The sequence below is a fragment of the Methylorubrum suomiense genome (assembly GCF_022179765.1).
Taxonomy (GTDB): Bacteria; Pseudomonadota; Alphaproteobacteria; order Rhizobiales; family Beijerinckiaceae; genus Methylobacterium; species Methylobacterium suomiense.
The window spans coordinates 86,512-111,491 of sequence record NZ_BPRE01000009.1; the positions used below are offsets into that span (position 1 = coordinate 86,512).

Below are 24,980 nucleotides of genomic sequence, written 5' to 3' on the forward strand. Positions count from 1 at the left end.
TCCCTCCGCAGGGTCCGTGCCAGACCTGGAAGCTTCATTTACCTTAATGAAAACATGGATTTACTCAAAAAATCCATCTTCCGGCGCTGGGACCGCCGAAGCCTCGCGGCAAGTCCGACCCGGCAAATTCTGCCCTGCTTAAGCGGACGTTAACCACGCCGGTCGAGAACGGAAGCGGGGCTGCGCGTCCGGCGCGCGGACCTTTCCGTGCCACTCCTCTCCATCACGAGCAGCACATGGCGAAGAAGCCCAAGAAGGCGCCCGAGACGGCAGGCGAGGGGGGCGAGGCGGAAGCCCCGAAGTCCAAGAAGAAGCTCATCGTCATCGTCGCGGCCGTGCTCCTGCTCGGTGGTGGGGGCGGTGGCTACGTCTTCATGAAGAAGAAGGCGGCCGCGGCGGAAGCCGAGCACGGCGCGCATGCCGACGTGAAGATGCCGGCCGTCTTCGTCGATGTGCGCGACATGATCGTCAATCTCAGCGCAGATCCCGGCCAGACCAAGAACAGCACCCTCAAGCTGCGCATCGCGCTGGAACTGAAGGACTCCAAGGTCGAGTCCGAGGTGAAGCCGCTGATGCCGCGGGTCGAGGACGCGTTCCAGACTTATCTGCGCGAGATCCGCGCCAGCGATCTCTCGGGCTCCGCCGGGCTCTATCGCCTGCGCGAAGAACTGCTGCGCCGCGTCAACATCGCGATTCATCCTGCGAAGGTTGAGGCCGTGCTGTTCAAGGATGTGATCGTCCAATGATTGGCCCCGAGGACGAACTCGACGACGATTGGGCGGCAGCCTTCGCCGAGCAGGGGGCCGAGGGCGGCGACGCGACGCTTGCCGAGGAATGGGGTGCGGCGCTCGCCGAGCAGGGCACGACCAAGAGCGCGGGCGACGTCGCCGCCGAATGGGCGACGATGATCGAGGACGGGGAGACGGAGAATCTCCCCGAACTCGCCGGCAACGATCGCATCCTGAATCAGGACGAGATCGACGGCGTTCTCGGCTTCTCCCTGCGGGAACTCTCCGCCTCGGGTGCGGGGGGCGTGCGCGCCATCGTCGATTCCGGCGTCGTCCAGTACGAACGCCTGCCGATGCTGGAGATCGTCTTCGACCGGATGATCCGGTTGCTCTCGACCTCCCTGCGCAACTTCTTTCAGGACAACGTCGAGGTCACCCTCGACAACATCACCTCGGTCCGGTTCGGCGATTACCTCAACGCGATCCCGCTGCCGACGCTGCTGGGCGTGTTCAAGGCCGATCTCTGGGAGGGCTCCGGCCTCGTCACCGTCGAGCAGACGCTCGCCTACTCGACCATGGACCTGCTGCTCGGCGGCAAGCGCGGCGTCTCGTCGAGCCGGCTCGACGGGCGTCCGTTCACGACGATCGAGATGAGTCTCGTGCGCCGCCTCGTCGAGATCATCCTGACCGACCTCGAACTGTCGTTCCAGCCGCTCTCGCCGGTGCGCTTCGGCATCGATCGCATCGAGACCAACCCGCGCTTCGCCACGATCACGCGGCCGGGCAATGCCGCCATCCTGATCAGCCTCAAGCTCGACATGGACGGCCGGGGCGGCGGGATGCAGATCCTGTTTCCCTACGCGACGATCGAACCGATCCGTGAACTGCTCATGCAGAGCTTCATGGGTGAGCGGCTCGGGCGCGACCAGGTCTGGGAGAGCCATCTCGCCACCGAGATCTGGCAGGCGGATCTCGAGATGGAGGCGGTGCTGCACGAGGTGACGCTGCCGCTGAAGCGCGTGCTCAACCTCAAGGTCGGCGATACCCTGATGTTCGACCGCAAGCCCTCCGACCTCATCACCGTTCGCTGCGGCGACTGGGCCCTGACCCAGGGCCGGATCGGCCGGATCGACGACGCCATCGCGGTGCAGATCGCCCGGCCGCTGCGCCAATCCCGCACGACCCTCCAGGCCTACGAGGCCTCGATGCAGAACCGCAACGACGGCTAGGACGGCGGCCTCCCATGACCTTCTTCGTCTCCTTCGCCGCCGACATCCTCGTCGCCGTCCTGCTGGTGGCCACCATCGCCTCCTCGGTGCGGCTGTCGCAGCGCATCAGCAAGCTCAAGGCCGATGAGGCGGCCCTGCGCACCACCATCGGCGACCTCGTGGTCGCCAGCGCCACCGCCGAGCGGGCCATCGCCGGCCTGCGCGTCACGCTCGACGAGTGCGACCGCACCCTCGCCGAACGCCTCGGGACCGCCGAGCGCTACTCCACCGACCTCGCCGCCCATGTCGCGGCCGGGGAGAGCGTGATCGCCCGGATCGCCGCCATCGTCGGTCAGGCGCGACCGCCGGCCGTTCCGGTGACGCCCGCGCCGGTGGCTGCGGCGCCGCGTTCTGTTTCTACCGAGACTGCGGGCGGCAACGGCGAGCGGGTCGGCGCGGCCCTCGCCGCCGCCCAAGCCCTCTCCGAGCGCGCCCTCGACCGCCTGAGGGCCAAGGCCGCATGACCCTTCCCGCGCGCCGCCTCGCCAAGCTCGCGAGCCTGCCGGCGCGCCCCTTCCGGCTGCGCCTGATCGATGCCGTAATCCTGGCCGCGATCGGTCTCCTGGTCCTGAAACTGACGACTCTGCTCGGCAGCGACCCGCGCCCGGTCGGGACGCCGCTGCCCGACTTCGCCCGCGTGCTGGCCCATGCGCGCAGCAATTACGAGCCCGCCGACCCGACCACCACCGGCTCCGTCTCGACGCCGGAGAAGAAGGCCGAGCCTGCCCCCCCGCCGGTCTATCAACCGCAGGTGCCCGAGCCGGTCTCGCCGACCGAGCGGGCGCTGCTGGAAAAGCTCTCCGCCCGCCGGGATGCGCTGAAGCAGCGCCAGGACGCTCTCGATCTGCGGGAGCAGATGCTCAAGGACGCGGAGCGGAAGCTTGAGACCGGCGTGTCCGATCTCAAGGAGGCCGAGGAGAAGGTCGAGGCCGGCAGCGCGAAGAAGGGCGACGCGGAGAAGGCCGGCCTCAAGACGATCGTGACGATGTACGAGACGATGAAGCCGAAGGACGCCGCGCGGGTGTTCGACCGGTTGAGCCTCGAAACCCTGGTGCCGATCGTCCTGGCGATGAACCCGCGCAAGATGGCCGAGGTCCTGGCCCTGATGGGTTCGGAGCCGGCGGAGCGCCTGACGGTGGCGCTCGCCAACCGCGCCCGCGGTCTCGATGCGCCGCAATCCGCCTCCGCCGCCCCGATCCTGCCGCCGGGAGAATTGCCGGCGATCGATCCGGGGTCGAAGGCGGTTCGCTAGCGCAATCGTCCGACGAGAAAGAGCGCCGGTCCGGTCTTACGAGGCTTCGTTCAGAGCCCGTTCGATGGCCGCTTCCATCGCCACCGGTTTGGTCGCCGGGGCGAATCGTTCGATCACCCTCCCGTCCCGTCCGATCAGGAACTTGGTGAAGTTCCACTTGATTTTCTGCGTGCCGAGCAGGCCCGGCTTGGCCTCCTTGAGGTCCGCGTAGAGCGGCGCGGCGCCAGGCCCGTTGACGTCGATCTTGCCAAGGACGGGGAAGGTCACATCGTAGGTGAGCGAGCAGAAGCGCTCGATTTCGTCGGCATCGCCCGGCTCTTGGGCACCGAATTGGTTGCAGGGCAGGCCGAGGACGACGAGACCTCGGCTCCGGTGCCGCCGCCACAAGGTCTCCAGCCCCTGGTACTGCGAAGTGAAGCCGCATTTCGAAGCGGTGTTGACCACGAGCAGAACCTTGCCGCGATATTGCGACAACGGATGGGGCCGTCCGCGCGCGTCCAGCGGCGCGTGCGCGAGGATATCGCTCATGGGGTCGTCGTCTCCACTTACCTAAAGTTCCCGAGCCCGTCCGCGCCCTATGTGCCGGAATTAATGGAATGATTCCAGGCTTAGCGGTAATTCAGCCGGGGAGATTGCATCCACCGCTCGGCAGGGCTAGGCGGCCCGGGACAACGCACAGGAGTCCCGTGATGCCGCCACTTTCCCGCAGGACCTTGCCGCTCGCTTCGTCGCGGGTGCTGCTTCTCCTCGCCGGGCTCGCGGCCGGATCCTGGAGCGGGCTGGCACCGCTCGCCTACGCCCAGGACGGTGGGCAGGATGCGGCCCCCGAGGCAGCGCCCGACGAGGCTCCGAAGCCGAAACCCAAGCCGCGCCGCCCGCCGCCCGCCGCGGCGAAGCCCAAACCCGCCGAGGAGGCGAAGGACACCAAGGAGCCTGCGGCGGCAGCCGGGACGGTCCTCGAACCGGCGGCCGCCGCATCCGGATTCGCGCAATGGCCTGCCGGCGCCCGCTCCGTGAGCGAGAGCTACGGCGACTGGACCATGAACTGCACCCGCGAGGACAATCGCACCGATTGCGTCATCATCCAATCGCAGGGCGACCGCCGCACGGGTAAGCGCTTGTTCAGCGTGGAGTTGCGCGTGCCGAAGGATGGCCGGACGGAGGGGCTGATCCTGATGCCATTCGGCCTGCAGATCGAACCCGGCGTGACGTTCAAGCTGGACGATCGGGCCCTTGGGAAGGGCGCGCCCTATTCCTACTGCGTCGCCGACGGGTGTCTCGTGCCGATCAGCCTGCCGACGCTGGCCACCGATGCGATGAAGACCGCACAGAGCCTCACCGTGACGGCGAAGAAGCCGGATACCGAGGAGCCGACGGTCATCACCGTGCCGCTCTCGGGCTTTGCCGCGGCCTACGCCCGCTCCGCCGCCTTCGGAAGCTGAGGGCGCGTCGGGGGCCGCATCGGATTTGCGGCGGGCGGTGCTAGGCTCCGCCCGCCTCGCTTCCCAGCAATGGAATCTCGATGCTGCCCCTGCGCCTGCTGCTTCCGCTCGTCCTGCTCGCCGCCACGGGCGGCGAAATCCGAGCCGAAGCGACGCAAACCGATTTCGCCGGATGCCTGAACGGCTTGGCCGGCCTCGCCGAGACGCGCGGTGTGCCAGCGGCGACGGCGCGGGACGCTCTGGCGGATGTTGCCCCCGATCCGGCCGTGCTGCCGGCGACCCGGACTCAGGCGGAGTTCGTCAAGCCGGTCTGGGACTATATCGACGCCGCCGTGACGCCGGAGAAGATCGCGACCGGCCGCGCCAAACTCGTCGAATGGGCCGACATCCTCGGGCGGATCGAGGCCGCCTACGGCGTCGACCGGCATGTCCTCGTGGCGTTCTGGGGTGTCGAATCGGGCTATGGCAGCGTCCTCGACGATCCCAAGATCGTCCGCCCGGTCATCCCGGCGCTCGCGACCCTCGCGTGTCAGGATCAGACCCGGGCTGCCTTCTGGCGCGATGAACTCGTCGGCGCCCTGACAATCCTCGGACAGGGCGACGCCGATCGTGACCGCATGACCGGCTCTTGGGCAGGCGCGATGGGCCACACCCAATTCATGCCCAGTGCCTATCTCAAACACGCCGTCGATTTCGACGGTGACGGCCGACGGGATATCTGGCGCTCGGTGCCCGACGCCCTCGCCTCGACCGCGAATTTTCTGAAGAACTCTGGCTGGCGCTCGGGCGAGAGTTGGGGGCAGGAGGTCGGACTTCCCGACGCTTTCGATTACCGGCTCGCCGACGAGACCACCGAGCGAAGCTTTGCGGACTGGGCGGCGCTGGGATTGAAGCCCATGGGCGACAAACCGTTTCCAGAAACTGCGGAACGGCGCGCCACCCTCGTGGTGCCCGCGGGAGCACGGGGCCCGGCCTTCCTTCTGGAGCCGAACTTCAAGGTGATCCTTCGCTACAACACGGCGCTCGCCTACGCGCTGACCGTTGCCCATCTGTCCGACCGGCTCGCCGGCGCTCCGGCCTTTTCCCGCGACTGGCCCCGGGGCGACCGAATGTTGACGAACGAGGAGCGGACCGATCTTCAGGTGCGCCTGGAAACCCTCGGCCATCCGACCGGGGGCGCCGATGGCAAGATCGGTCCGAAGACCCGCGCGGCGATCCGCGCCTTCCAGGCGACAAAGGGACTGGTGCCGGACGGCTACGCCGAGGCCGGTCTGCTGGAGGCGGTGAGGGCTGCCGCGTCGGCGCCTTGAAACGGCTTTCGATGACGCGGCACAGCGAGATCGGGCAGACGCCGGGCCGCGGCGATGCGTTCGTGGGTGTCTCTTGTGGCGCCCATCGAAGCCACAAAGGCCTTCGGCGCGATTGATGGACCGCGGAGGACATCGCTGATGCGCGTCCTGCTGGTGCATTGCCACCCCCGCGGCGACAGTTACTCCGCGGCCCTGCGCGACACGGCGCTCTCCGCGCTCGAGGCCGCTGGTCACGGGGTCGAGAGCATCGATCTCTATGCCGAGCAATTCGATCCGCGGCTGAGCGCGGAGGAGCGGGGTGCCTATTACGACGAGGCGGCGCTCCCGCCCGACATCGCCGCACATGTCGCGGCCCTGCGGCGGGCAGAGATGCTGGTCCTCGTCTATCCGACATGGTGGTTCGGCATGCCGGCGATGCTGAAGGGCTGGTTCGACCGGGTCTGGCGGCCGGGTGTCGCCTTCGCGCTCGGCGGCGTTCGCGTACTCGAGCCGCGCCTCACGAATATCCGGCGGATCGCCGTGGTGACGACCTACGGCTCGCCGCGATGGCTGCTGTGGCTTGTGGGCTGGCCGGATTGGCGCTTGGTCCGGCGAGGCATCTGCGTGCTCTGCGCGCCCCGTTGTCGGCTCGACTGGATCGCCCTGAACGGCATGGATGGCGCGACGCAAATCGCACGGGATCGCTTCCTCGCCCTCGTCCGCCGAAAGCTGGCGCGGGTCTGATCGGCGTCAGCCCGGATATCGCTCGAAGCGCGGAAGCGTGTGCGCGTCCTCCATCCAGGCGATGCGCTCGGCCACCTGAATCTGCGCCTGCGGCGGAAGCGCGTCCGGCGTGTCGAGGGTGCCGGTCTGCACGTCGATCATTCCCGGCAGCATCTGTTCGTTGACGTAGAACAACCCGGTGCCGCAGCGCCCGCAGAAGTGGCGCCGGCCATGCTCGGACGAGTGATAGATGCTCGGCTCGCCCTCGATCGAGACCTGATCGGCCGGCACCATTGCCCATCCGACCATCGGCGCGCCCGCATGCCGGCGGCAATCGGAGCAGTGGCACAACGCGTTGTGAACCGGCTCGCCCCGCATCGTGTAGCGGATCGCTCCGCAATGGCAGCGTCCAGTCAGCATCACTCTTTCCCCGCATGATCGGTGCATAGAGTTAGCGGCCGGACGCGGTTCGAGAAAGCAGAAAGCCGCGGCAACCCTTCGGTCACCGCGGCTCCCTCACGGACGGGGCGTAAGGCGTGGGACGATACCCGTCCGGAGCGCGTGTCCGTTCTTACTCGGCGGGCTGGAGAGCCGGGGCGACCGGAGCCGCCTCGACCGTCTTGCCGCCCAGAGCGGCGTGCAGCTTGGCCTCGTCGACCTCACCCTCCCAGCGGGCGACGACGATGCAGGCCACCGCGTTGCCGATGAAGTTGGTCAGGGCGCGGCACTCCGACATGAACCGGTCAATGCCCAGGATCAGTGCCATGCCGACGACCGGCACGGAGGGAACGACGGCGAGCGTCGCAGCGAGCGTGATGAAGCCTGAGCCGGTGACCCCCGCAGCGCCCTTCGACGAGAGCATGGCGACGAGAAGCAGCAGCACCTGCTCGCCGAAGGTGATCGGCGTGTCGGTGGCCTGGGCGATGAAGAGCGCCGCCATCGTCATGTAGATGTTGGTGCCGTCGAGGTTGAACGAGTAGCCGGTGGGGACCACCAGGCCGACGACCGGACGCGAGCAACCGGCCTTCTCCATCTTCTCGATGAGAGAGGGCAGGGCCGACTCGGAGGACGACGTGCCGAGCACGAGCAGCAGCTCTTCCTTGATGTAGCGGATGAGCTTGATGATCGAGAAGCCGTTGTAGCGAGCGACCGCGCCGAGAACGCCGAGCACGAAGATCGCCGAAGTCAGGTAGAAGGCGCCGACGAGGTAGGCGAGATTAGCAAGCGAGGAGATCCCGTACTTGCCGATGGTGAAGGCCATCGCGCCGAAGGCGCCGATCGGGGCGACCTTCATGATGATGTTGACGACGCCGAAAACGGCTTCCGACAGCACCTTGATGATGTCGAGGACCGGCTTGCCGCGGTCACCCAGGAAGGCGAGGCCGAAGCCGAACAGCACCGAGAAGAACAGAACCTGGAGGATCTCCCCGCCCGCGAAGGCGCCGACGGCGGTCGTCGGGATGATGTTCATGAGGAAGTCGGCGATGTTCTGCTCCTTCGCCTTGCCGGCGTAGGTCGCCACCGCCTTGGGATCGAGGGAGTTCGGATCGATGTGCAGGCCGTGTCCGGGCTGGAGCACGTTGGCGACGATCAGGCCGACGATCAGGGCCAGCGTCGAGAACGTCAGGAAGTAAGCCAGCGCCTTTCCGCCCACGCGACCGACCTTTTCCAGGTTGGTCATGCCGGCAATGCCGGAGACGACGGTGAGAAAGATCACCGGCGCAATGATCATCTTGACCAGCTTGATGAAAGCATCGCCGAGCGGCTTCATGTCGGCGCCGAGCTTCGGATAGAAGTGGCCGAGCGTAATGCCGATGGCGACGGCGACGAGGACTTGGAAATAGAGGGTGCGGTAGATCGGCTTGGGGGCCGACGGCGCGTGGGGCGCGGTCAGCGGCGGTACGGCTGCCATGGGGCTTCTCCCTGCGAAACGTGGTCGGTTCCGTCGGATCGGTCGCCCTCCCGTTGAGGGATCTGGCGGCGTCCACTCTTGCTTTTGGCCTTCCGGCGCACAGCTCTGCGGGTTCGGCATGGCTGCGTTTCACGGTATGAATGGCAACCGTCGTGCCAGTCCGAAGGGGCAGGGAACTTTTTACTAACGCATTGAAATGAAGATACTTTCTATACTCGCGCCCTGCCTCTGCTGCCGCTCCATTGCGGCTTTCCGCACAGGCGCCGGTAAAGCGTTCCGAGATTCCGCACAGGTCCTCACGCGATGAGCGAGCCGCCCGGCCTCGAGGTGCGCCACCGCACCGGGGTCTTCGTGATCCTGGGCCTCGTCGTCATGGCGCTCGCGGTCTGGCTCGGCGGTCGCGTGGCCGAGCGCTTGGCCCTGACCGATCTGCGCCGGACGGCACAATCCACCCTCGGTCTTCAGGTCGCAGCGCTCTCCGCCGAGATGCAGCGACAGAGCGCACTTCCCCTCGCCCTCGCCACGGATCCAGAGATCGTTCGCGCCGTCGGTTCGGCACCGGAGCTGGGGCTGGTCGAGAGCGTGAACATTCGTCTCGGCGAGATCGCGCGGGCGACCGGGGCGGCGGTGATCTACGTCACCCGCGCGGACGGTCTGACGGTCTTGGCGAGCAATGCGAACGATGCGCGCAGCTTCGTCGGCAACGACTATACCTTCCGCCCCTATTTCCAGCAGGCGATGAAAACCGGGTCCGGTTCGCAATTCGCCTTGGGCACGGTGAGCGGGCGCCCCGGCTACTACCTGTCACGGCGATTGCCGGACTCGGTCGGCGTCGTCGTCGTCAAGATCGAGTTCGATGCCGTCGAGGCGGCGTGGAGGGCCGCCCGCGAGGGCGTCTTCGTGACGGATGCGCGCGGCATCGTTCTGGTGGCGAGCGAGCCGTCATGGCGCTTCACGGCGCTGCGCGGCATCGACGCGGCGGAGCGCGCCCGCATCGCCGTCGCGCTCGAATTCGGCGATGCGCCGCTCTCGCCCTTGCCGATCTTCCCGACCGACGAGGCGAGCGACTTGGTGAGAGTCGGAAACGGGGCGCGTCCGGCATGGCTCGCGCTGACGCTCGACGCCGCCGTACCCGGTACATCCTGGCGACTCCACACCTTGACGCCGATCGCGGCGGCCGTGGAGCGCGAGCGGGTGCAGGGGCGTCTGATCGCGCTCCTCGCCACCGGTCTTGCCTGGGGCAGCCTCGCGACTTGGCTGGCCCGGCAACGGCGAATCCGGACCCGTTTCACCGAGGCGGCTGCGCGGCGCGAGGAATTGGAGCGGCGCGTGGCCGAGCGGACTCAAGCGCTCAGCGATGCCAATCGTCAGCTCGTGGCCGAGATGGAAGAGCGTCGCCGGTCCGAGGCCGAACGCGAGCGCCTGGGACGCGAACTGGCCCAAGCCGGCCGCTTGGCTGCCCTCGGGCAATTCGCTGCCAGCATGGCCCACGAGATCAACCAACCGCTCGCGGCGATCCGATCCTATGCCGACAACACCGCCATCTTGGTGCGGCGCGGACGCATCGAGGACGCGGCCGAGAATGTCTCGGCCATCGGGCGGCTGACCGAGCGGATCGGTGGGCTGACGCGTCAACTCAAGGGCTTCGCGCGGCGCGCTTCGGGCCGCCGCGAGCCGGTGAGCCTCGCCGGAGTGATCCGCGGTACTGTGGAGGTGGTCGGCGCGCGGGCACGGGAAGCCGGGATCCGGCTCGATCGACCGACGCTCGCCCCCGATCTTGTCGTTCTCGGCGATGGGCCGCGCCTGGAGCAGGTCGTCATCAACCTCGTACAGAACGCCCTCGACGCCGTCGCCGGACGGCCCGATCCGCAGGTCAATCTCATGGTCGAGGCCGGGGAGGGGCGGATCGTCCTCTCGGTATCGGACAATGGTCCCGGTATTCCGGAGCCGGTACGGGCCCAGGTCTTCGATGCCTTCTTCACCACGAAGGCCGACGGTCTCGGGCTCGGCCTCGCCATTTCGCGCGGTATCGTCGAGGAATGCGGCGGCACCCTTTCCGTGATTTCAGGCGAGAACGGCACCGTATTCAGGATGGAGCTGATGTCCGCCAGCGAACCCGTGCGGGAGACCGTGCAGGAGACCTTATGAGCCGGGATGCCGTTTTCGACGCCGCCGAGCGCATCGTCTTCGTCGACGACGAGGAGGACGTGCGCCGTGCCAACCGGCAGAGCCTCGAACTCGACGGCTTCGCGGTCGAAACCTTCGACACGGCGGAGGCGGCGCTGTCGGCGATCCGGGCGGAGCCGCCGGGCGTCGTCGTCACAGACGTGCGGTTGCCGGGAATGGACGGGCGCGCCCTGTTCGACCGCGTGCGGGCGGAGGATCCGGATCTCCCGGTGATCCTCATCACGGGCCACGGCGATATCTCCATGGCGGTCGCGGCGATGCGCGAAGGCGCCTACGACTTCCTGGCCAAACCCTATCCGGCTGAAAGCCTGATGGGATCGGTGCGTCGCGCCCTCGATCACCGCCGCCTCGTCCTCGAAAATCGTCGCCTCCATGCCCGTCTCGACGCGGCGATCGATGAGGATCCGGCATTTCTCGGCATTTCTCCCGAGATCGTGCGCCTGCGCCGCCTCGTGCGCGACGTGGCGGCCGCCGATGTCGACGTCCTCATTCTCGGCGAGACCGGATCGGGCAAGGAGGTGGTGGCGAGCGCGCTCCATCGTTGGAGTCGGCGGGCGAACAAGAACTTCGTCGCGATGAATTGCGGCGCGCTGCCCGACAGCGTGGTCGAGAGCGAGTTGTTCGGCCACGAGGCCGGCGCCTTCACTGGGGCCCTGAAGCGCCGGGTCGGGCGCATCGAGCATGCGCAGGGCGGGACTCTCTTCCTCGACGAGATCGAGAGCATGCCGATGGCGCTGCAGGTGAAGCTGCTGCGGGTGCTTCAAGAGCGCGTGGTCGAGCCGCTCGGCACGAACGAGCGCCGCCCGGTGGACATGCGCGTCGTCTCGGCGACGAAGGTCGATCTCGGCCAGGAGGCCGCCGCCGGCACGTTCCGCGACGATCTCTATCACCGGCTCAACGTGATCACGGTGGCGATCCCCCCGCTGCGGGAGCGTCGCGAGGATATCCTCCTGTTGTTCGGGCATTTCCTGTCCCGCGCCGCCGCCCGGTTCGGGCGCGATACGCCCCCCGTGACGAGCGCGATGCGCGATCACCTCACCCGTCATTCGTGGCCGGGCAACGTGCGCGAACTCGATCATTTCGCTGAGCGCTGCGCATTGGGGCTCGCCGGTCAGCCCGTGCCGGACGCCCCGGCGCCTGCGGCGGCGCTCACCCTGTCCGAACAAGTCGAGCGGTTCGAGCGCGGCCTGATCCGTGAGGAGTTGATCATGGCCGGTGGCGACGTGCGGGTCGCGGCCGAGTCGCTGGGGGTGCCGCGCAAGACCCTCTACGACAAGATCGCCCGCTACGGCCTCGCGCCGACGGAATTCCGATAGAAGTCGCACCGCTCACGCCGCAGCGCTCGTCCGCTCCTGCATGAAGGCCCGGGCGTCTTCCGCCGCCATCGGCCGCGAGAGAAGGAAGCCTTGCACCTCGGTGCAGCCCTTGCTGTGCAACCGGTTTAGCTGTTCCTCGGTCTCGACCCCTTCCGCGGTGATGGTCGAGCCGAGACGCTCGCCGATGCCGACGATGGCGCGCACGATCGCGGCGGCCACCGGACTGTCGAGGTCGCGGACGAATGAGCGATCGACCTTGATCTTGTCGAAGGGGAAGCGGCACAGATAGCTCAGCGACGAGTAACCGGTGCCGAAATCGTCGAGGGCGATCCGCACGCCGAGCGCCCGCAGACGGTGCAGGCATCCGATCACCGCGTCGGAATCCTGCATCAGCACGCTCTCGGTGATCTCCAGTTCCAACCGCCGTGCGGGGAGTCCGGAGGTGGCGAGCGCCCGGATCACCGCCTGTTCGAGCCCCTGTTTGCGGAATTGAACCGCCGAGACATTGACCGCGACCCGCAATTCACCGGGCCAGGACGCCGCCTCGCGACAGGCCTCGTTCAACGCCCAGGCGCCGAGCGGGGCGATCAATCCCGATTCTTCCGCGACCGGGATGAACTCGCCCGGGGGCACTGCCCCGCGCACCGGATGATTCCACCGCAGCAACGCCTCGAATCCGCGCAAGCCACCGTCGTTCAGGGCGAAGATCGGCTGATAATGCAGGGCGAAGCCGCCCGACCTGAGCGCGTCGCGCAGATCGAGTTCGAGAAGATTGCGGGTCGCCACCGCCGCATCCATTCCCCGCTCGTAGAAGCGGAAGGCGTTCCGGCCCGAATCCTTTGCCCGGTAGAGGGCAATGTCGGCGTTCTTGAACAGGGTCTCGGGACTGTCGCCGTCACCCGGAGCGACCGCGATCCCGATGCTGACGCCGATGGCCGTCGACAGGCCGTCGAGATCGACCGGACGCCCGAGGGACTGGATGATGCGCCGGGCTTCCGCGGCGACGCGGCGGGTCTCATCGTGATCGGCCAGGATGATCGCGAACTCGTCGCCGCCGAGTCGTGCCACCATATCGCCCTCGCGCAGGCAGGCTCGCAGGCGCTCGGCGACGATGCGCAGCAGCGCGTCGCCCGCGGGATGGCCGAAGGTATCGTTGACCGCCTTGAACCGGTCGAGGTCGCAGCACAGGATCGCCACCCGTCCCCCCCGCCTGCGGACAGTGGCGATCTCCCGACCGAGCACCTCTTGGAACAGGCGGCGGTTCGGAAGGCCGGTCAGGGTGTCGTGGCGGGCCATGTGTTCGACCAGCGCCTCGGCACGCTTGCGCTCGGTGGCGTCGGCGACCGTGCCCTCGTACCCATCGGGCATGCCTTCGGCACCCGGTACCAACCACGCCGTCTCCGAGACCCAAATCGTTTCCCCGCCCGCGTGGCGACGCACCTCCGAGACGAAATCCTCGACCCGCCCGTCGCGTCGCAAACACTCCAGAAACGCAGCGTTTCGATGGGGATCGACGTACCAGTCGTGGCGGAAGGCCGTCTCCGGCGCGAGCAGGCCGCACCCGTCGCCGTAGCCGTGCAGGCGCACGAGCGCGCGATTGGCCTGAACGATCACGCCGTCGAGGCGGGCCCTGTAGACGCCGATCACCGCGTTGTGGAACAGCGATTGATAATCGGCCTCCGCGGCACGTAGCGCCGCCTCGCCCTGCCGGCGCTCGGTCAAGTCGGTATAGGTGCAGACGGAACCGCCGGATTCCATCGGCCGGATGCGAACCTCCAGAACGGTGCCGTTGGGGCGCGTGCGCTCGTACTGACTTGAGGACGGGCGTGGTCGCTTTCCCTCGAGCCAGCCACGCACCTCCGGCGGTGCATTCAGGAACTCGCCGGACGACGCCTGATGCGCCAGGATCTGGTTGTAGAGAGCCCCCTCGTGCAGCACGGAATCCGACAGGCCGAGCAGATCGTGGGCGCGCTGATTATGGACGCGGATACGCCCGTCCGGCCCGACCGCCATCAAACCCTGATCCATCGCCTCCAGGGTCGCGCGCAGCAATTCGCCCGCCTCACGCTGCTGCCGCTCGGACCGGGCGAGATCGGTGACGTCGAGGCAGACGCCGTACAGCGCGACGAGCCCGCCGGAATCATCCCGCTGGGCGATTCCATGAACGGCGACCACGCGCTCCTCCCCGTCGGGCCGGATCACCCGGGAGCGGTGCTCGTAACCGCCCGCATCGGCGTTGCCCCGCCCCGCCAGCGCTTCCGCGATGGCATGGCCGACCCGTGTTTGGTCCTCCGGATGATAGAAGGAGAGATGCGTGTCGAGCGGCAGCACCGGGAGCGACTCGTTGCGCCCGAAGATGCGGGCGATGCCGGACGACCAGCCGATGGTGCGGGCTTCGACATCAATCCGCCAATGGCCGAAACAGGCGGTCCGCTCAGCCATGGCATGGGCGGCCTGGGTGACGCGCAGCATCGCCTCCCGCTCCACGAGCCGCGCTTCCGCCGCCGCGCGCTCCCGCGTCTCGGCTTCGGCGATGCTTCGGCGCTCGTAGAGCTGAAGATGGGCCTCGGCGAGGAGCGCCAGTTCCTGGAGTCTCCGCACCTGCGCCGATGAGAAGTCCGGGCGCGGCACCCGATCGATGACGCAGAACGTACCAATGGTCTGCCCTGTGATCGAGCCGATGGCGACTCCCGCGTAGAAGCGGGCTTGCGGCGGCCCGACGACGAGGGGCGAGTGGGCGAAGCGTGCATCCTCGGTCAGGTCGGGCACCACCAACGCCTGTCCGCGGGCGCGGCGGATGGTGTGGCTGCAGAAGGCCCCTTCGCGATCGGTCCCGTCATCCTCGACACCGCAGCGTGCCCGGAACCAGAAACGATCCTCGTCGATCAGCGGAAGCAGGGCGATCGGCATCCCGAGCAACTCGGACGCCGTGCGGCAGAGAGCGTCGAGATGCTCCTCCAATCCGGTGTCCAGAATGGCCCGGCAAGGCGGATGGGCGGCGTCGTGATCGAAGCTCTGCACCGGCGGGTCCACCCATCATGGCTCAGGTCTCCCGCCGCCGCCGATCGAGGCCGACAGCCATTCGAGAGACCCAAAACGAAGCGGACACTTCCAGCCGGGTGTTAAGAATCCCGTTGCAAGGGGCGTCAAAACGGAACTTTTGTGCTGTTTACGGCGCCAAAACTTGGGTGCCGACCCCAAATGGGGCCGAACCCTTACTCGATTCCGAGCTTAGCCTTCAGCAGCGCGTTGACCGCAGCCGGATTGGCTTTACCGCCTGTGGCCTTCATGGTCTGACCGACGAACCAACCCAACAGCGTCGGCTTGGCCCGGGCCTGTTCGACCTTGTCCGGGTTCTTGGCGATGATCTCGTCCACCGCCGCCTCGATAGCGCCGGTATCGGTGACCTGCTTCATCCCGCGGGACTCGACGATCTGCCGCGGATCGCCCCCCTCCGACCAGACGATCTCGAACAGATCCTTTGCGATCTTGCCCGAGATCACGCCTTCGCCGATGAGATCGACGATGCCGCCGAGCTGGTCGGCGGAAACCGGCGTCTCGTCGATGCTGCGCCCCTCCTTGTTGAGGCGCCCGAACAGCTCGTTGATGACCCAGTTCGCCGCGGCCTTGCCGTCGCGCCCCTGCGCCACGGCCTCGAAGTAGTCGGCCGAGGGCCGCTCGGCCACGAGCACACCCGCGTCATAGGCCGAGAGCCCGTAATCGCGCACGAAACGGGCCTTCTTGGCATCGGGCAGCTCGGGCAAGCCCTCGGCGAGCGCATCGACATAGGCCTGATCGAATTCAAGCGGCAGGAGATCGGGATCGGGGAAGTAGCGGTAGTCGTGCGCTTCCTCCTTGGAGCGCATCGACCGGGTCTCACCCTTGCCCGGATCGAACAGACGCGTCTCCTGATCGATCGTGCCGCCATCCTCCAGGATCGCGATCTGGCGCCGCGCCTCGGTTTCGATGGCCTGGCCGATGAAACGGATCGAATTGACGTTCTTGATCTCGCAGCGGGTGCCGAGCCCCTCGCCGGGCCGGCGGACCGAGACGTTCACGTCGGCGCGCAGATTGCCCTTCTCCATGTCGCCGTCGCAGGTGCCGAGATAGCGCAGGATCGTGCGCAGCTTGGTCACATAGGCCTTGGCCTCCTCCGACGAGCGGAGATCGGGCCGCGAGACGATCTCCATCAGGGCGACGCCCGAGCGGTTCAGATCAACGAAGCTCTTGGTCGGATCCTGATCGTGCAGGGACTTGCCGGCATCCTGCTCCAGATGCAGCCGCTCGATACCGACGGTGATCGCGCCGCCATCGGGCAGATCGACCAGCACCTCGCCCTCGCCGACGATCGGATCCTTGTACTGCGAGATCTGGTAGCCCTGCGGCAGATCCGGGTAGAAGTAGTTCTTCCGGTCGAACACCGAGCGCAAGTTGATGCGTGCCTTCAACCCGAGGCCGGTGCGCACCGCCTGGGCGATGCATTCCTCGTTGATGACGGGCAGCATGCCGGGCATCGCCGCATCGACGAGCGAGACGTGATCGTTGGGCTCGGCCCCGAACGCCGTGGCGGCGCCGGAGAACAGCTTGGAGCGGCTGGTGACCTGGGCATGAATTTCCATGCCGATCACGACCTCCCAATCGTGCAGGCCACCCTTGATCAGCTTCTTCGGATCGACGCGCTCGGTCATCTTCCATCGACTTCGGTTCGGGGCCGCCGGACCGGCACCCTCATAGACGGTGTGTAGGGACGGCCTGCGGGATGGGTCAAGCCGGCGGTGTCGCCCCCGGCCTTTGGGCCGCCACCGTCACGGCCGGCCCGTTCACGAAGTTCGGATCGTCGGCGATGATCGTGGTCTCGCTGAGCCCGTGATGGGCCAGCACTCGGATCAGGTCCGGCAATTCCATCCAACGGGTGCGGTCGCGGTTGCCGCCCCAGAAGGTCGCGAGCCCCCGGTCGTTATAGGCGAATTCGTGCAGCGACAGCCGCAAACCCTCGTGCTCGACGACGTGCTGGTATGCCTTCGCGATCGCCGTTCCTCGCGGAAGTCATGCGTCCAGATGAAGATCCGATCGGTGCGCGCGGCGGCGAGGCGGATCAGCTCCAGCGGATCGAGCATGTGGTAGAGAATGCCGCAATAGAAGATCAGATCGTAGCGCGGTCCCGGCGCCTCGAGATGCCGACTGACATCGCCGAGCAGGAAGGTCGATCGGTTCAGCCCCGCGATGTTCTTGACGATCAGCGACTTCAGGAACGCTTCCGAATTTGATTCGACGGCCGTGATGCGCTTCGCGCCGAGCGCCTCAAGCTGACAGGTATGGGCACCCTCCAACGGTCCGAGTTCGAGCACCCCGTCACCGTCGAGCCGCCCGTCCACACCGAGATGCGCGGCGGCCTGCCCCGGCCGCGGATCGGCGCGAAATCCCGGCAGTCCGCCCGCCTTGAGGCCGGGTGCCAACTCGGACAGATCGCTCGCCCAACGGTCGGCGAAGAGGTCGGTCGCATTCCGGTGGCTGGGTGTGTTGGTGACGAATCTTCGTTTGATCATGCCGTCCTGCCGGTGAGCACGATCACTGCGTGGAGCCGACTAATCGACGTCAATCCCTGTCTCTTGAATGCAACATATTAAAGTCGCTTGCACGGTTATAGTCGGCAAATCAGAATTGAAACAACTACAGATATTTCAAAACCAAAAGCTATATCAATGACTTAAGTTTTCCGCTCATTCGAGGATATGTTGAAAACTATATTGATAATGTCGGGTGACGAAAAAGTTTGAGTTGATCAAACTGCATTTCACCATTCATCAAAGACGGGCTTTTGTGCCGAGTGTGGGCGAAGGCTGGAGGCTGTGCGGGTCGATCGATGATGGATCGAGATATCGCGTCGAAACACGTCGATGTGACGGTCGACGCTCCCGTCGCGACGGACCCAGCGGCCTGTGCGGCCGACATTGGGCAGACCTCCGCGCAATCACGGAAAACGCCGGCTCCTTCAGAGGCGACACAGTCCGATTCCCCGCGCGCCACGCGCTACACCACATCCCGCACTTTTCGCACCGCCCTGTGGCTGCATCGGTGGACCGGCCTCATCGCCGCACCGTTCTTCCTCATCCTCTGCATCACGGGCACGATCCTGATCTTCCATCACGAGATCGACGAAGCCCTCGGCCAGGACGCGCATGTCGAAGCGCCCGCGCCCGGCACGCCGGAGCGTCCGCTCGCGGAGATCGTCACGGCGGCACAGGCGACCGCGCCGGACCGTCGCCCCCTCGGCATGGTTTTCGACGCGGATCATCCCGAACGGGTCATGGTCGCCCTTGTGCCCGCGAACGAACGCGGGTTCGACGCGGCTCAGTTCGTGACCATGGATGTATTTCGCGGGACGCCGGTCGCGTCGGTCGATCCTCGCTGGACGCCGACCGGCCTGGTTCTGCGCCTGCACGCCAACTGGTTCCTCGATCTGCCCGGCGAGTTGATCGGTGGGGTCATCGCGGTCCTGGTCGTCGTCTGCCTCGTGAGCGGAATCGTGGTCTACGGGCCCTTCATCAAGGGACTTGCGCTCGGCGAGGTCCGTCGCAAGCGCGGAAGACGGCTGCAACAGCGCGATCTGCACAACCTGTTCGGCACCATCGCCCTTGGCTGGACCCTGCTCGTGGGAGCGACGGGGATCGCGCTGGCCCTTGGCAACATCGCATTGAAGGTCTGGCAGGGTACCGAATTGCAACGCCTCGCGGCGGCCTATGCCCGAGAGGCGCCGATTGCGAGCGGTCACGCCTCCCTGGACGCCGCCCGCGCGGCCGCCGAGGCAGCCCGCCCCGGTTGGCGGACCACTTTCATCCTGTTTCCCGGCAGCGATTTCTCGACAGTCCGACATTACACCATCCTGCTCGTCGGCCCGGTCGGCCTGCAGAAGCGGCTATTCGAGATCGCCCTCGTCGATGCGGTCGATGCGCGCGTGGACGAGATCACCCAATTGCCGTGGTATCTCGTGGTGACGCAGATGTCCCAACCGCTGCATTTCGGAGATTACGGCGGATTACCGCTCAAGCTGTTCTGGGCCGGCTGTGCGTGGCTGGCCCTGTTCATCACGGCCAACGGTGCATGGCTGTGGTGGGCCCGCCGTCCCCGCAAAAGGAGCCGGGCGGCATGACCTGGGCGCAGCATCCGATCATTTTCGCCATGGCCATCACGGCAGCGACCTTCGTCGGACTGGCCACCATGCTGGCCGATGCAGCGGCCTGGAAAGTGGCAGGCTTCGTTCTGGCGGCGGGACCGGTGGGTGTTGGTCTCGCGCGCTACCTCGCCTATCGACGCCGCGGGTAAGACGCCGTCCCCGGTGACGCCGGTCAGATCACCGGCACCCCGCGCCCCTTGGCTTTGTCGCCCGGCTCGACATGGATCACCACCACGGCGCCCTCGATCTCGGACTCAATCGCGTCCTCCAGCCGGTCACAGATCGCGTGCGATTCCTCGACCGTCATTTCCCCCGGAACGACCAGATGGAAGTCGATGAAGGTAGCGCTGCCGGCGTGGCGCGTGCGCACGTCATGCGCCTCCAGGGCACCCTCGCCATGCGTCGAGATGAGAGCGCGGATCCGGCTGATCATTTCGGGTGAGGCGGCCTGATCCATCAGGCCGTTGACGGAATCACGCACCATGGTCCAGCCCGACCAGAGGATGTTGAGGGCCACGAGGCCCGCCACCACCGGGTCGAGCACGAGCGTCCCCGTGGCGTAGACCAGCCCCACGCCGATCAGCACGCCGCCCGACGTGACCACATCGGCGACGATGTGGCGGGCATCGGCGATCAGGGCCGGCGAGCGCAGCGTCCGCCCCTGGCGGAACAAGGCGACCGCCCAGGCGGCGTTGATTATCGTGGCGAGGCCGTTGACCGCGAGGCCCAGGCCCGGCGCGTCGAGAGGCTTGGGGTCGAGAATGCCGTGATACGCCTCGCGGAGGATCAGCACGGCGGCGACGATGACGAGCGCTCCCTCGATCACCGCGGAGAAGTATTCCGCCTTGTGATGGCCGTAGGGGTGGTCCTCGTCGGCTGGCTGGGCGGCCACGCGCACCGCCAGGAAGGCGCAGGCCGCCGCCACGACATTGATGATGCTCTCCAGCGCATCCGAATAGAGCGCGAGGCTGCCGGTCAGCCAGTAGGCGACGAATTTCAGCGTCGTCACGACGACGCCAACGGCGGCGCTCGCGAGGGCGGCTTTCTCGGTCCGGGTCATAGCGGGGGGTGTGGCGTGACGGGGTGTCACGCCCTTAGGCCCGACGACCCCGGAAGGCCACGGCAAAGGTCTTAGCTCGGGCTATCGCCGTCAATGTCGGCGGAGGCCGCATCCGCGGGGAGGCGACCCCGAGCAATCTCCTTGGCACGGCAGCGTTCCGCCATGTCCCGCGCCCGCTCTGCCCGCCGCGCGTAACCCCGTGCGAGCCAGCCGAAATTCGCCCGTGCGGCGAGATCGTCGAAGCGAGCCGCCTCCTTCAACCAATAGCGAAGGGCCTGCCCATCAAGCGTTTCGGGGAGGGTCCTGGCCGACTGTGTCATCCGTTCCTCCTCACGCCTCGGGCTCCTCGACGAGGAGCGCCTCGGCGTCGCCGTGAAACGAGCCCGCGCCGCGATGGGGAAGCGGCTGGGCGGGTGTGCCGAAAGGTTCGCTCGGATAGGCTGCGCCGAACCGGCGGCGGGCATCCTCAGGTCCTTCGGCTTTCAAATCGACTTGTTGCGTCCTGCGCAAAGGCCAACGTGGATCGGCAGGATCGCGCGGACGCAGGGCAAACCATTTCATCGGAGGCTCGAACCTCGTCGCAACTCATCGCGAAGCCCCGATCAACGCGCGAGTGAGAAACCGGCTGCATCGCGCCTCACAGATGCGCGAGTCGGACGAGGTAGCGGTTGGCGGCGTCCCAGTCCCCAGCAGGAGCGCTGAGGCCGATATAGCCGTCGGGTCGTACGAGATGCATGCGGTCGTCCGGCGAGGGGCGAATCTCCGGGGCGAGCAAGGTCGGGAAACGAGCGATCAGAGCCTCGCCGTCAGAACCACGCTCCGCGTAGAGCACGAAGAGCGGCGAGTCGCCCGCGCCGGGCGGCGGCCCGCCCGCATACTCGGGTGGCCAACGTCGGCCGGCCCCAGGCCCCTCCGACAGCATGCTGTCGGGATATCCGATCCCGATCTCGGTCAAGGTGGCGGCGAGCCGATCCCGCACGGCCCGGAAGTCGAACGAGGCCCGGATCGCGAGGTTGCGGGCGGCTTGGGCGTAAGGTCTGGACAGCGTCGCGGCGGCCGTCAGCCGGGAGGCGTTCCGCAGCACCATATCCCCCACGGCGGCGCGCTCGGGGCTGTAACTGTCGAGGAGGTCCGGTGCGGCGCGGCCCGCCTGTACCAGGGCGAGCTTCCAAGCGAGGTTCACCGCATCCTGCATGCCGGTGTTCATCCCCTGGCCGCCGGCCGGGCTATGAATGTGGGCGGCGTCGCCCGCGAGGAACACGCGGCCCTGTCGGTACTGGGCGACCTTGCGCTCGTTGATGTGGAAATAACTGAGCCAGACCGGATCCGACACTCGAATGCCCGGCCCGACCCGGGCCTCAATCAGGGCTTGCACCAGTTCGAGGGTCGGCTCGGGCGGCTTTCGCGATGGATCGGCCGTGCCCGTTGCCACGATCACCCGTGCACGCCCGCCGGAAAGCGGGAACAGCACGAGTGGCCCATCCCGATGGAAGGTGACCGTGATTTCGTCGGAGGGCGGCGCATCCGGCCCCTCGACCCGAACATCGGCGAGCAGCCATTCGCCACCCTCCGCCCGCCCCTCGAAGTCGAAGCCCAAACCGTGACGGACATGCGAATGCGCCCCGTCGCAGCCGATCAGGAAGGGGGTGGTGATCGCCTCCTCGCGACCATCCGCGTGGCAGAGCCGTGCCGTCACACCATCGGCCTGCTGCGAGAAGCCCGACAAGGTGACCTGCCGTTCCACCGCGATGCCGAAGCCCGCCAGATGCTCTCCCAGCAGCCGTTCGGTCTCGGATTGAGGGATCATGAGAGCGAAAGGGTAGGGACTGGCGATGTCGGTGAAACGCGTATGGCCCAGCACCCGCTCGCCGCTGCGCAGAGTGGCGCCTTGGGCGTGCAGGCCGGCATCGAGAAAGGCCCGTGTACAGCCCATCCGATCCATCAATTCGAGGGTGCGCGGCCAGACCACCAGGGCCTTCGAGGTCCGGGTCGGCTCCGGGCTTCGGTCGATCAGGCGCAGGTCGACCCCGTAGCGAGCCAGTTCGCAGGCGAGCGTCAGACCGACGGGTCCGGCCCCGACGATGAGGATCTGTTCGAACACCGGTCATCCCCGCGGTCGATGGCACCCCTGATCGTTTGCATGCGCCTCTGACCGATCCGGATCAACGGGCATTTGCCTCCCGGCCGCATCCGCGGCAAAGCCGCTGCATGCGCGTGGACCTGTTCGACTTCGATCTTCCCGAGGAGCGGATCGCGCTGCGTCCGGCGAGCCCGCGCGACGCGAGCCGCCTGCTCGTGGTGCGGCCGGGCGAAACCCTGCTCGATCGCGGCGTGCGCGATCTGGCCGGCCTGCTCACACCCGGCGACGTGCTGGTCTTCAACGACACGCGGGTCATCCCGGCCCGTCTTGCGGGCCTGCGGCATCGCCCCGGCGGCACCGGGCAGCGCTGCGAAGCGATGCTGCATTTGCGCGAGGCGCCTGATCGTTGGCGCGCTTTCGCCCGACCGGCCAAGCGCCTCGCCATCGGCGACCGTATCCGGTTCGGCCCCGAGGGGGAGGGGGCCGGCGAGGTCTGCGGCATGACAGGGCTCGAGGCCGTTGTCGAAGCCAAAGGGGAGGGCGGCGAGATCACCCTGGGCTTCGATCTCGCCGGCCCCGCCCTCGACGAGGCCATCATGGCGCTCGGTGCCCTGCCGCTGCCGCCCTACATCGCGGGAAAGCGCGCCACCGACGCGCAGGACGCGACCGACTATCAGACCGTCTATGCCCGTGAACCCGGCGCCGTGGCGGCGCCGACCGCCGGCCTGCACTTTTCGGATGCCTTGCTGGCAGCGATCGACGCCGCCGGGATCGGACGGGCCCATGTCACCCTGCATGTCGGGGCCGGGACCTTCCTGCCGGTCAAGGCGAACGACACCGCCGATCACCGCATGCATGCGGAAATCGGCACCATCGATATCGAGACGGCCGCACGGCTCAATGCCGTGCGCGCCAGCGGCCGGCGGGTCGTCGCGATCGGCACCACAGCGTTGCGGCTTCTGGAAAGCGCAGCGGATCCCGACGGCACGATCCGCCCGTTCGCAGGCGCCACCGAGATCTTCATCACGCCCGGCTATCGCTTCCGCGCGGTCGACGCGCTCGTCACGAACTTCCACCTGCCGCGCTCCACCCTGTTCATGCTGGTGAGCGCCTTCGCGGGACTGGAGACGATGCGTGCGGCCTATGCGCACGCGATTCGAGACGGCTACCGCTTCTACTCCTACGGGGATGCGAGCCTGCTGTTTCCGGATAAGACCAGGGATCCGCGTCCGATTGATCGCGCCTACGACACCGGCGATTGATACCGGCGCGCGCGTCTCGATCGCCGGACCAGTCCCGATGCCAGCGCCTCCAGGGCCATACACCGTCCGTCCCCTACGCCGTCTCTCGACGACGCGACATCCGTTTCGGCCGAAAGCGCGCTAAACCACGAACCGATGACAGATCCGCTCACGACCAGCCCTGAATTCCGCTTCGCGGTACATGCCCGCGACGGCCAAGCCCGCACGGGTGCCATCACGATGCCGCGGGGGACCATCCGCACGCCCGCCTTCATGCCGGTCGGCACCGCCGCGACCGTCAAGGCCATGTATCCGGAGCAAGTGCGCGAACTCGGCGCCGACGTCGTACTCGGCAACACCTATCACCTCATGTTGCGCCCCGGCCCCGAGCGGATGGCCCGTCTCGGCGGCCTGCACCGCTTCATGCGCTGGAACGGCCCGATCCTGACCGATTCCGGCGGCTTCCAGGTGATGTCCCTCTCGGCGCTGCGGAAGATCGACGAGGACGGCGTGACCTTCCGCTCCCATGTCGACGGCTCCGCTCACCGGATGAGCCCGGAGCGCTCCATCGAGATCCAGGGGTGTCTCGGCTCCGACATCCAGATGCAGCTCGACGAATGCGTGCGGCTGCCGGCCGACCGCGCCACCATCGAGAAAGCGATGCAGCTGTCGCTGCGCTGGGCCGAGCGCTGCCGGACCGCCTTCGGTGAGCAACCGGGCAAGGCCATGTTCGGCATCGTCCAGGGCGGTGACCTGCCCGATCTGCGCATCGAGAGCGCCCGCGCGCTCACCGGTCTCGACCTCAAGGGCTACGCGATCGGCGGCCTCGCGGTCGGCGAACCGCAGGCGGTGATGCTGGCCATGATCGAGACGGTGGAGCCGCATCTGCCGACGGGCAAGCCGCGCTACCTCATGGGTGTCGGGACGCCCGACGACCTGATGCAATCGGTGATGCGCGGCATCGACATGTTCGATTGCGTGATGCCGACCCGGGCGGGACGCCACGGCCTCGCCTATACGCGGCATGGCCGCATCAACCTGCGCAACGCCCGCCACGCCGAGGATGTGCGCCCGCTCGACGAAGTGTCCGACTGCCCGGCGGCGCGCAACTATTCCCGCGCCTATCTCCATCACCTCGTCCGTTCGGACGAGATCCTGGGGATGATGCTGCTGACGTGGAACAACCTCGCCTATTACCAGGCCCTGATGGCCGGCATGCGGGCGGCGATCGCCGAAGGTCGGCTCGCGGACTTCATCGGCGCGACCAAGGAGGGCTGGGCCCGTGCCGAAGCCGCCGAGAAGGCCTGA

Annotated in this window: 24 protein-coding genes; 13 read left to right on the forward strand and 11 right to left on the reverse strand. The window is 67.3% G+C overall.

All coding sequences use genetic code 11. The annotated features are described in order from the left end of the window. Positions 1–236: 236 nt before the first annotated feature. Genes fliL through MFF26_RS15510 form a run of 4 tightly spaced genes read left to right on the forward strand, consistent with a single transcriptional unit; the run spans position 237 to position 3,248 of the window. Positions 237–746 (forward strand): flagellar basal body-associated protein FliL, encoded by a 510-nt coding sequence (fliL, locus tag MFF26_RS15495; RefSeq protein ID WP_137827333.1) that lies wholly within the window; start codon positions 237–239, stop codon positions 744–746. Next, on the forward strand, positions 743–1,957 hold the full coding sequence (gene fliM, locus MFF26_RS15500; RefSeq protein ID WP_137827332.1) for a flagellar motor switch protein FliM: 1,215 nt from the start codon (positions 743–745) through the stop codon (positions 1,955–1,957). Before fliL ends, fliM begins: the two co-directional genes overlap by 4 nt. Before the next feature lie 14 nt (positions 1,958–1,971). Then, positions 1,972–2,460, forward strand: a complete 489-nt coding sequence (locus tag MFF26_RS15505; RefSeq protein ID WP_137827331.1) for a DUF6468 domain-containing protein — start codon at positions 1,972–1,974, stop codon at positions 2,458–2,460. After that, on the forward strand, positions 2,457–3,248 hold the full coding sequence (locus tag MFF26_RS15510) for a MotE family protein (protein WP_137827330.1): 792 nt from the start codon (positions 2,457–2,459) through the stop codon (positions 3,246–3,248). The genes MFF26_RS15505 and MFF26_RS15510 overlap by 4 nt, the downstream gene beginning before the upstream one ends. Before the next feature lie 36 nt (positions 3,249–3,284). On the opposite strand, the gene MFF26_RS15515 is transcribed toward MFF26_RS15510, so the two are convergent. Next, entirely contained in the window at positions 3,285–3,776 is a 492-nt protein-coding gene (locus MFF26_RS15515) for a glutathione peroxidase (RefSeq protein ID WP_137827329.1), read from the reverse strand. Positions 3,777–3,937: 161 nt separating this feature from the next. On the opposite strand from MFF26_RS15515, the gene MFF26_RS15520 reads away from it, so the two are divergent. From MFF26_RS15520 to MFF26_RS15530, 3 genes are all read left to right on the forward strand, one after another. Further along, positions 3,938–4,690 carry an invasion associated locus B family protein gene (locus MFF26_RS15520; RefSeq protein ID WP_137827328.1) on the forward strand — a complete coding sequence of 251 codons (753 nt, stop codon included), beginning with the start codon at positions 3,938–3,940 and terminating at the stop codon, positions 4,688–4,690. Positions 4,691–4,770: 80 nt separating this feature from the next. After that, the gene (locus tag MFF26_RS15525; RefSeq protein WP_238308173.1) at positions 4,771–6,000 is read left to right on the forward strand and encodes a lytic murein transglycosylase; all 1,230 of its coding nucleotides are present in this window, start codon (positions 4,771–4,773) and stop codon (positions 5,998–6,000) included. 138 nt (positions 6,001–6,138) lie between these two features. Beyond that, entirely contained in the window at positions 6,139–6,723 is a 585-nt protein-coding gene (locus tag MFF26_RS15530) for an NAD(P)H-dependent oxidoreductase (protein ID WP_137827326.1), read from the forward strand. A 6-nt stretch (positions 6,724–6,729) separates the two neighbouring features. Here MFF26_RS15530 and MFF26_RS15535 read toward each other — a convergent pair whose 3' ends face one another. Beyond that, positions 6,730–7,122 carry a GFA family protein gene (locus MFF26_RS15535; RefSeq protein ID WP_137827325.1) on the reverse strand — a complete coding sequence of 131 codons (393 nt, stop codon included), beginning with the start codon at positions 7,120–7,122 and terminating at the stop codon, positions 6,730–6,732. Between the two features lie 151 nt (positions 7,123–7,273). Further along, positions 7,274–8,614: a dicarboxylate/amino acid:cation symporter gene (locus tag MFF26_RS15540; RefSeq protein ID WP_137827324.1), complete on the reverse strand. Its 1,341-nt coding sequence runs from the start codon at positions 8,612–8,614 to the stop codon at positions 7,274–7,276. A gap of 303 nt (positions 8,615–8,917) precedes the next feature. Here MFF26_RS15540 and MFF26_RS15545 point away from each other — a divergent pair, with 303 nt between their 5' ends. Both MFF26_RS15545 and MFF26_RS15550 read left to right on the forward strand, forming a co-directional pair. Beyond that, positions 8,918–10,762: a sensor histidine kinase gene (locus tag MFF26_RS15545; RefSeq protein ID WP_137827323.1), complete on the forward strand. Its 1,845-nt coding sequence runs from the start codon at positions 8,918–8,920 to the stop codon at positions 10,760–10,762. Next, positions 10,759–12,117, forward strand: coding sequence for a sigma-54-dependent transcriptional regulator (locus MFF26_RS15550; protein ID WP_137827322.1), 1,359 nt, complete (start codon positions 10,759–10,761; stop codon positions 12,115–12,117). Before MFF26_RS15545 ends, MFF26_RS15550 begins: the two co-directional genes overlap by 4 nt. 12 nt (positions 12,118–12,129) lie before the next feature. Here the strand turns inward: MFF26_RS15550 and MFF26_RS15555 are convergent, their stop codons facing one another. The 4 genes from MFF26_RS15555 to MFF26_RS15570 all read right to left on the reverse strand — a co-directional run bounded on the left by MFF26_RS15555 (position 12,130) and on the right by MFF26_RS15570 (position 17,663). Then, a complete protein-coding gene (locus tag MFF26_RS15555) occupies positions 12,130–15,138 on the reverse strand; it encodes a bifunctional diguanylate cyclase/phosphodiesterase (RefSeq protein WP_238308174.1) in 3,009 nt (1,002 codons plus the stop codon). A gap of 194 nt (positions 15,139–15,332) precedes the next feature. Beyond that, complete coding sequence (gene gatB / locus MFF26_RS15560; RefSeq protein WP_137827321.1) at positions 15,333–16,805, reverse strand: Asp-tRNA(Asn)/Glu-tRNA(Gln) amidotransferase subunit GatB; 1,473 nt, start codon at positions 16,803–16,805, stop codon at positions 15,333–15,335. Positions 16,806–16,881: 76 nt separating this feature from the next. Continuing rightward, positions 16,882–17,022 (reverse strand): hypothetical protein, encoded by a 141-nt coding sequence (locus MFF26_RS15565; RefSeq protein WP_238308175.1) that lies wholly within the window; start codon positions 17,020–17,022, stop codon positions 16,882–16,884. Continuing rightward, positions 17,004–17,663 (reverse strand): class I SAM-dependent methyltransferase, encoded by a 660-nt coding sequence (locus MFF26_RS15570; RefSeq protein WP_238308176.1) that lies wholly within the window; start codon positions 17,661–17,663, stop codon positions 17,004–17,006. Before MFF26_RS15570 ends, MFF26_RS15565 begins: the two co-directional genes overlap by 19 nt. A 353-nt stretch (positions 17,664–18,016) precedes the next feature. Here MFF26_RS15570 and MFF26_RS15575 point away from each other — a divergent pair, with 353 nt between their 5' ends. Continuing rightward, the gene (locus tag MFF26_RS15575; RefSeq protein ID WP_238308177.1) at positions 18,017–19,267 is read left to right on the forward strand and encodes a PepSY-associated TM helix domain-containing protein; all 1,251 of its coding nucleotides are present in this window, start codon (positions 18,017–18,019) and stop codon (positions 19,265–19,267) included. Next, positions 19,264–19,440 (forward strand): hypothetical protein, encoded by a 177-nt coding sequence (locus tag MFF26_RS15580; protein ID WP_171015366.1) that lies wholly within the window; start codon positions 19,264–19,266, stop codon positions 19,438–19,440. The genes MFF26_RS15575 and MFF26_RS15580 overlap by 4 nt, the downstream gene beginning before the upstream one ends. A gap of 23 nt (positions 19,441–19,463) precedes the next feature. Here the strand turns inward: MFF26_RS15580 and MFF26_RS15585 are convergent, their stop codons facing one another. The 4 genes from MFF26_RS15585 to MFF26_RS15600 all read right to left on the reverse strand — a co-directional run bounded on the left by MFF26_RS15585 (position 19,464) and on the right by MFF26_RS15600 (position 22,452). Next, positions 19,464–20,351 carry a cation diffusion facilitator family transporter gene (locus tag MFF26_RS15585; RefSeq protein ID WP_137827318.1) on the reverse strand — a complete coding sequence of 296 codons (888 nt, stop codon included), beginning with the start codon at positions 20,349–20,351 and terminating at the stop codon, positions 19,464–19,466. 71 nt (positions 20,352–20,422) lie between these two features. Then, entirely contained in the window at positions 20,423–20,671 is a 249-nt protein-coding gene (locus MFF26_RS15590; RefSeq protein ID WP_137827317.1) for a hypothetical protein, read from the reverse strand. Between the two features lie 10 nt (positions 20,672–20,681). Then, entirely contained in the window at positions 20,682–20,837 is a 156-nt protein-coding gene (locus MFF26_RS15595; protein WP_238308178.1) for a hypothetical protein, read from the reverse strand. Between the two features lie 151 nt (positions 20,838–20,988). Continuing rightward, positions 20,989–22,452 (reverse strand): FAD-dependent monooxygenase, encoded by a 1,464-nt coding sequence (locus tag MFF26_RS15600; RefSeq protein WP_171015365.1) that lies wholly within the window; start codon positions 22,450–22,452, stop codon positions 20,989–20,991. Between the two features lie 107 nt (positions 22,453–22,559). Between MFF26_RS15600 and queA the strand changes: the two genes are divergently transcribed. Together queA and tgt are read left to right on the forward strand one after the other, a co-directional pair. After that, on the forward strand, positions 22,560–23,693 hold the full coding sequence (queA, locus tag MFF26_RS15605) for a tRNA preQ1(34) S-adenosylmethionine ribosyltransferase-isomerase QueA (RefSeq protein WP_137827315.1): 1,134 nt from the start codon (positions 22,560–22,562) through the stop codon (positions 23,691–23,693). Positions 23,694–23,828: 135 nt separating this feature from the next. After that, on the forward strand, positions 23,829–24,980 hold the full coding sequence (tgt, locus tag MFF26_RS15610; protein ID WP_137827314.1) for a tRNA guanosine(34) transglycosylase Tgt: 1,152 nt from the start codon (positions 23,829–23,831) through the stop codon (positions 24,978–24,980).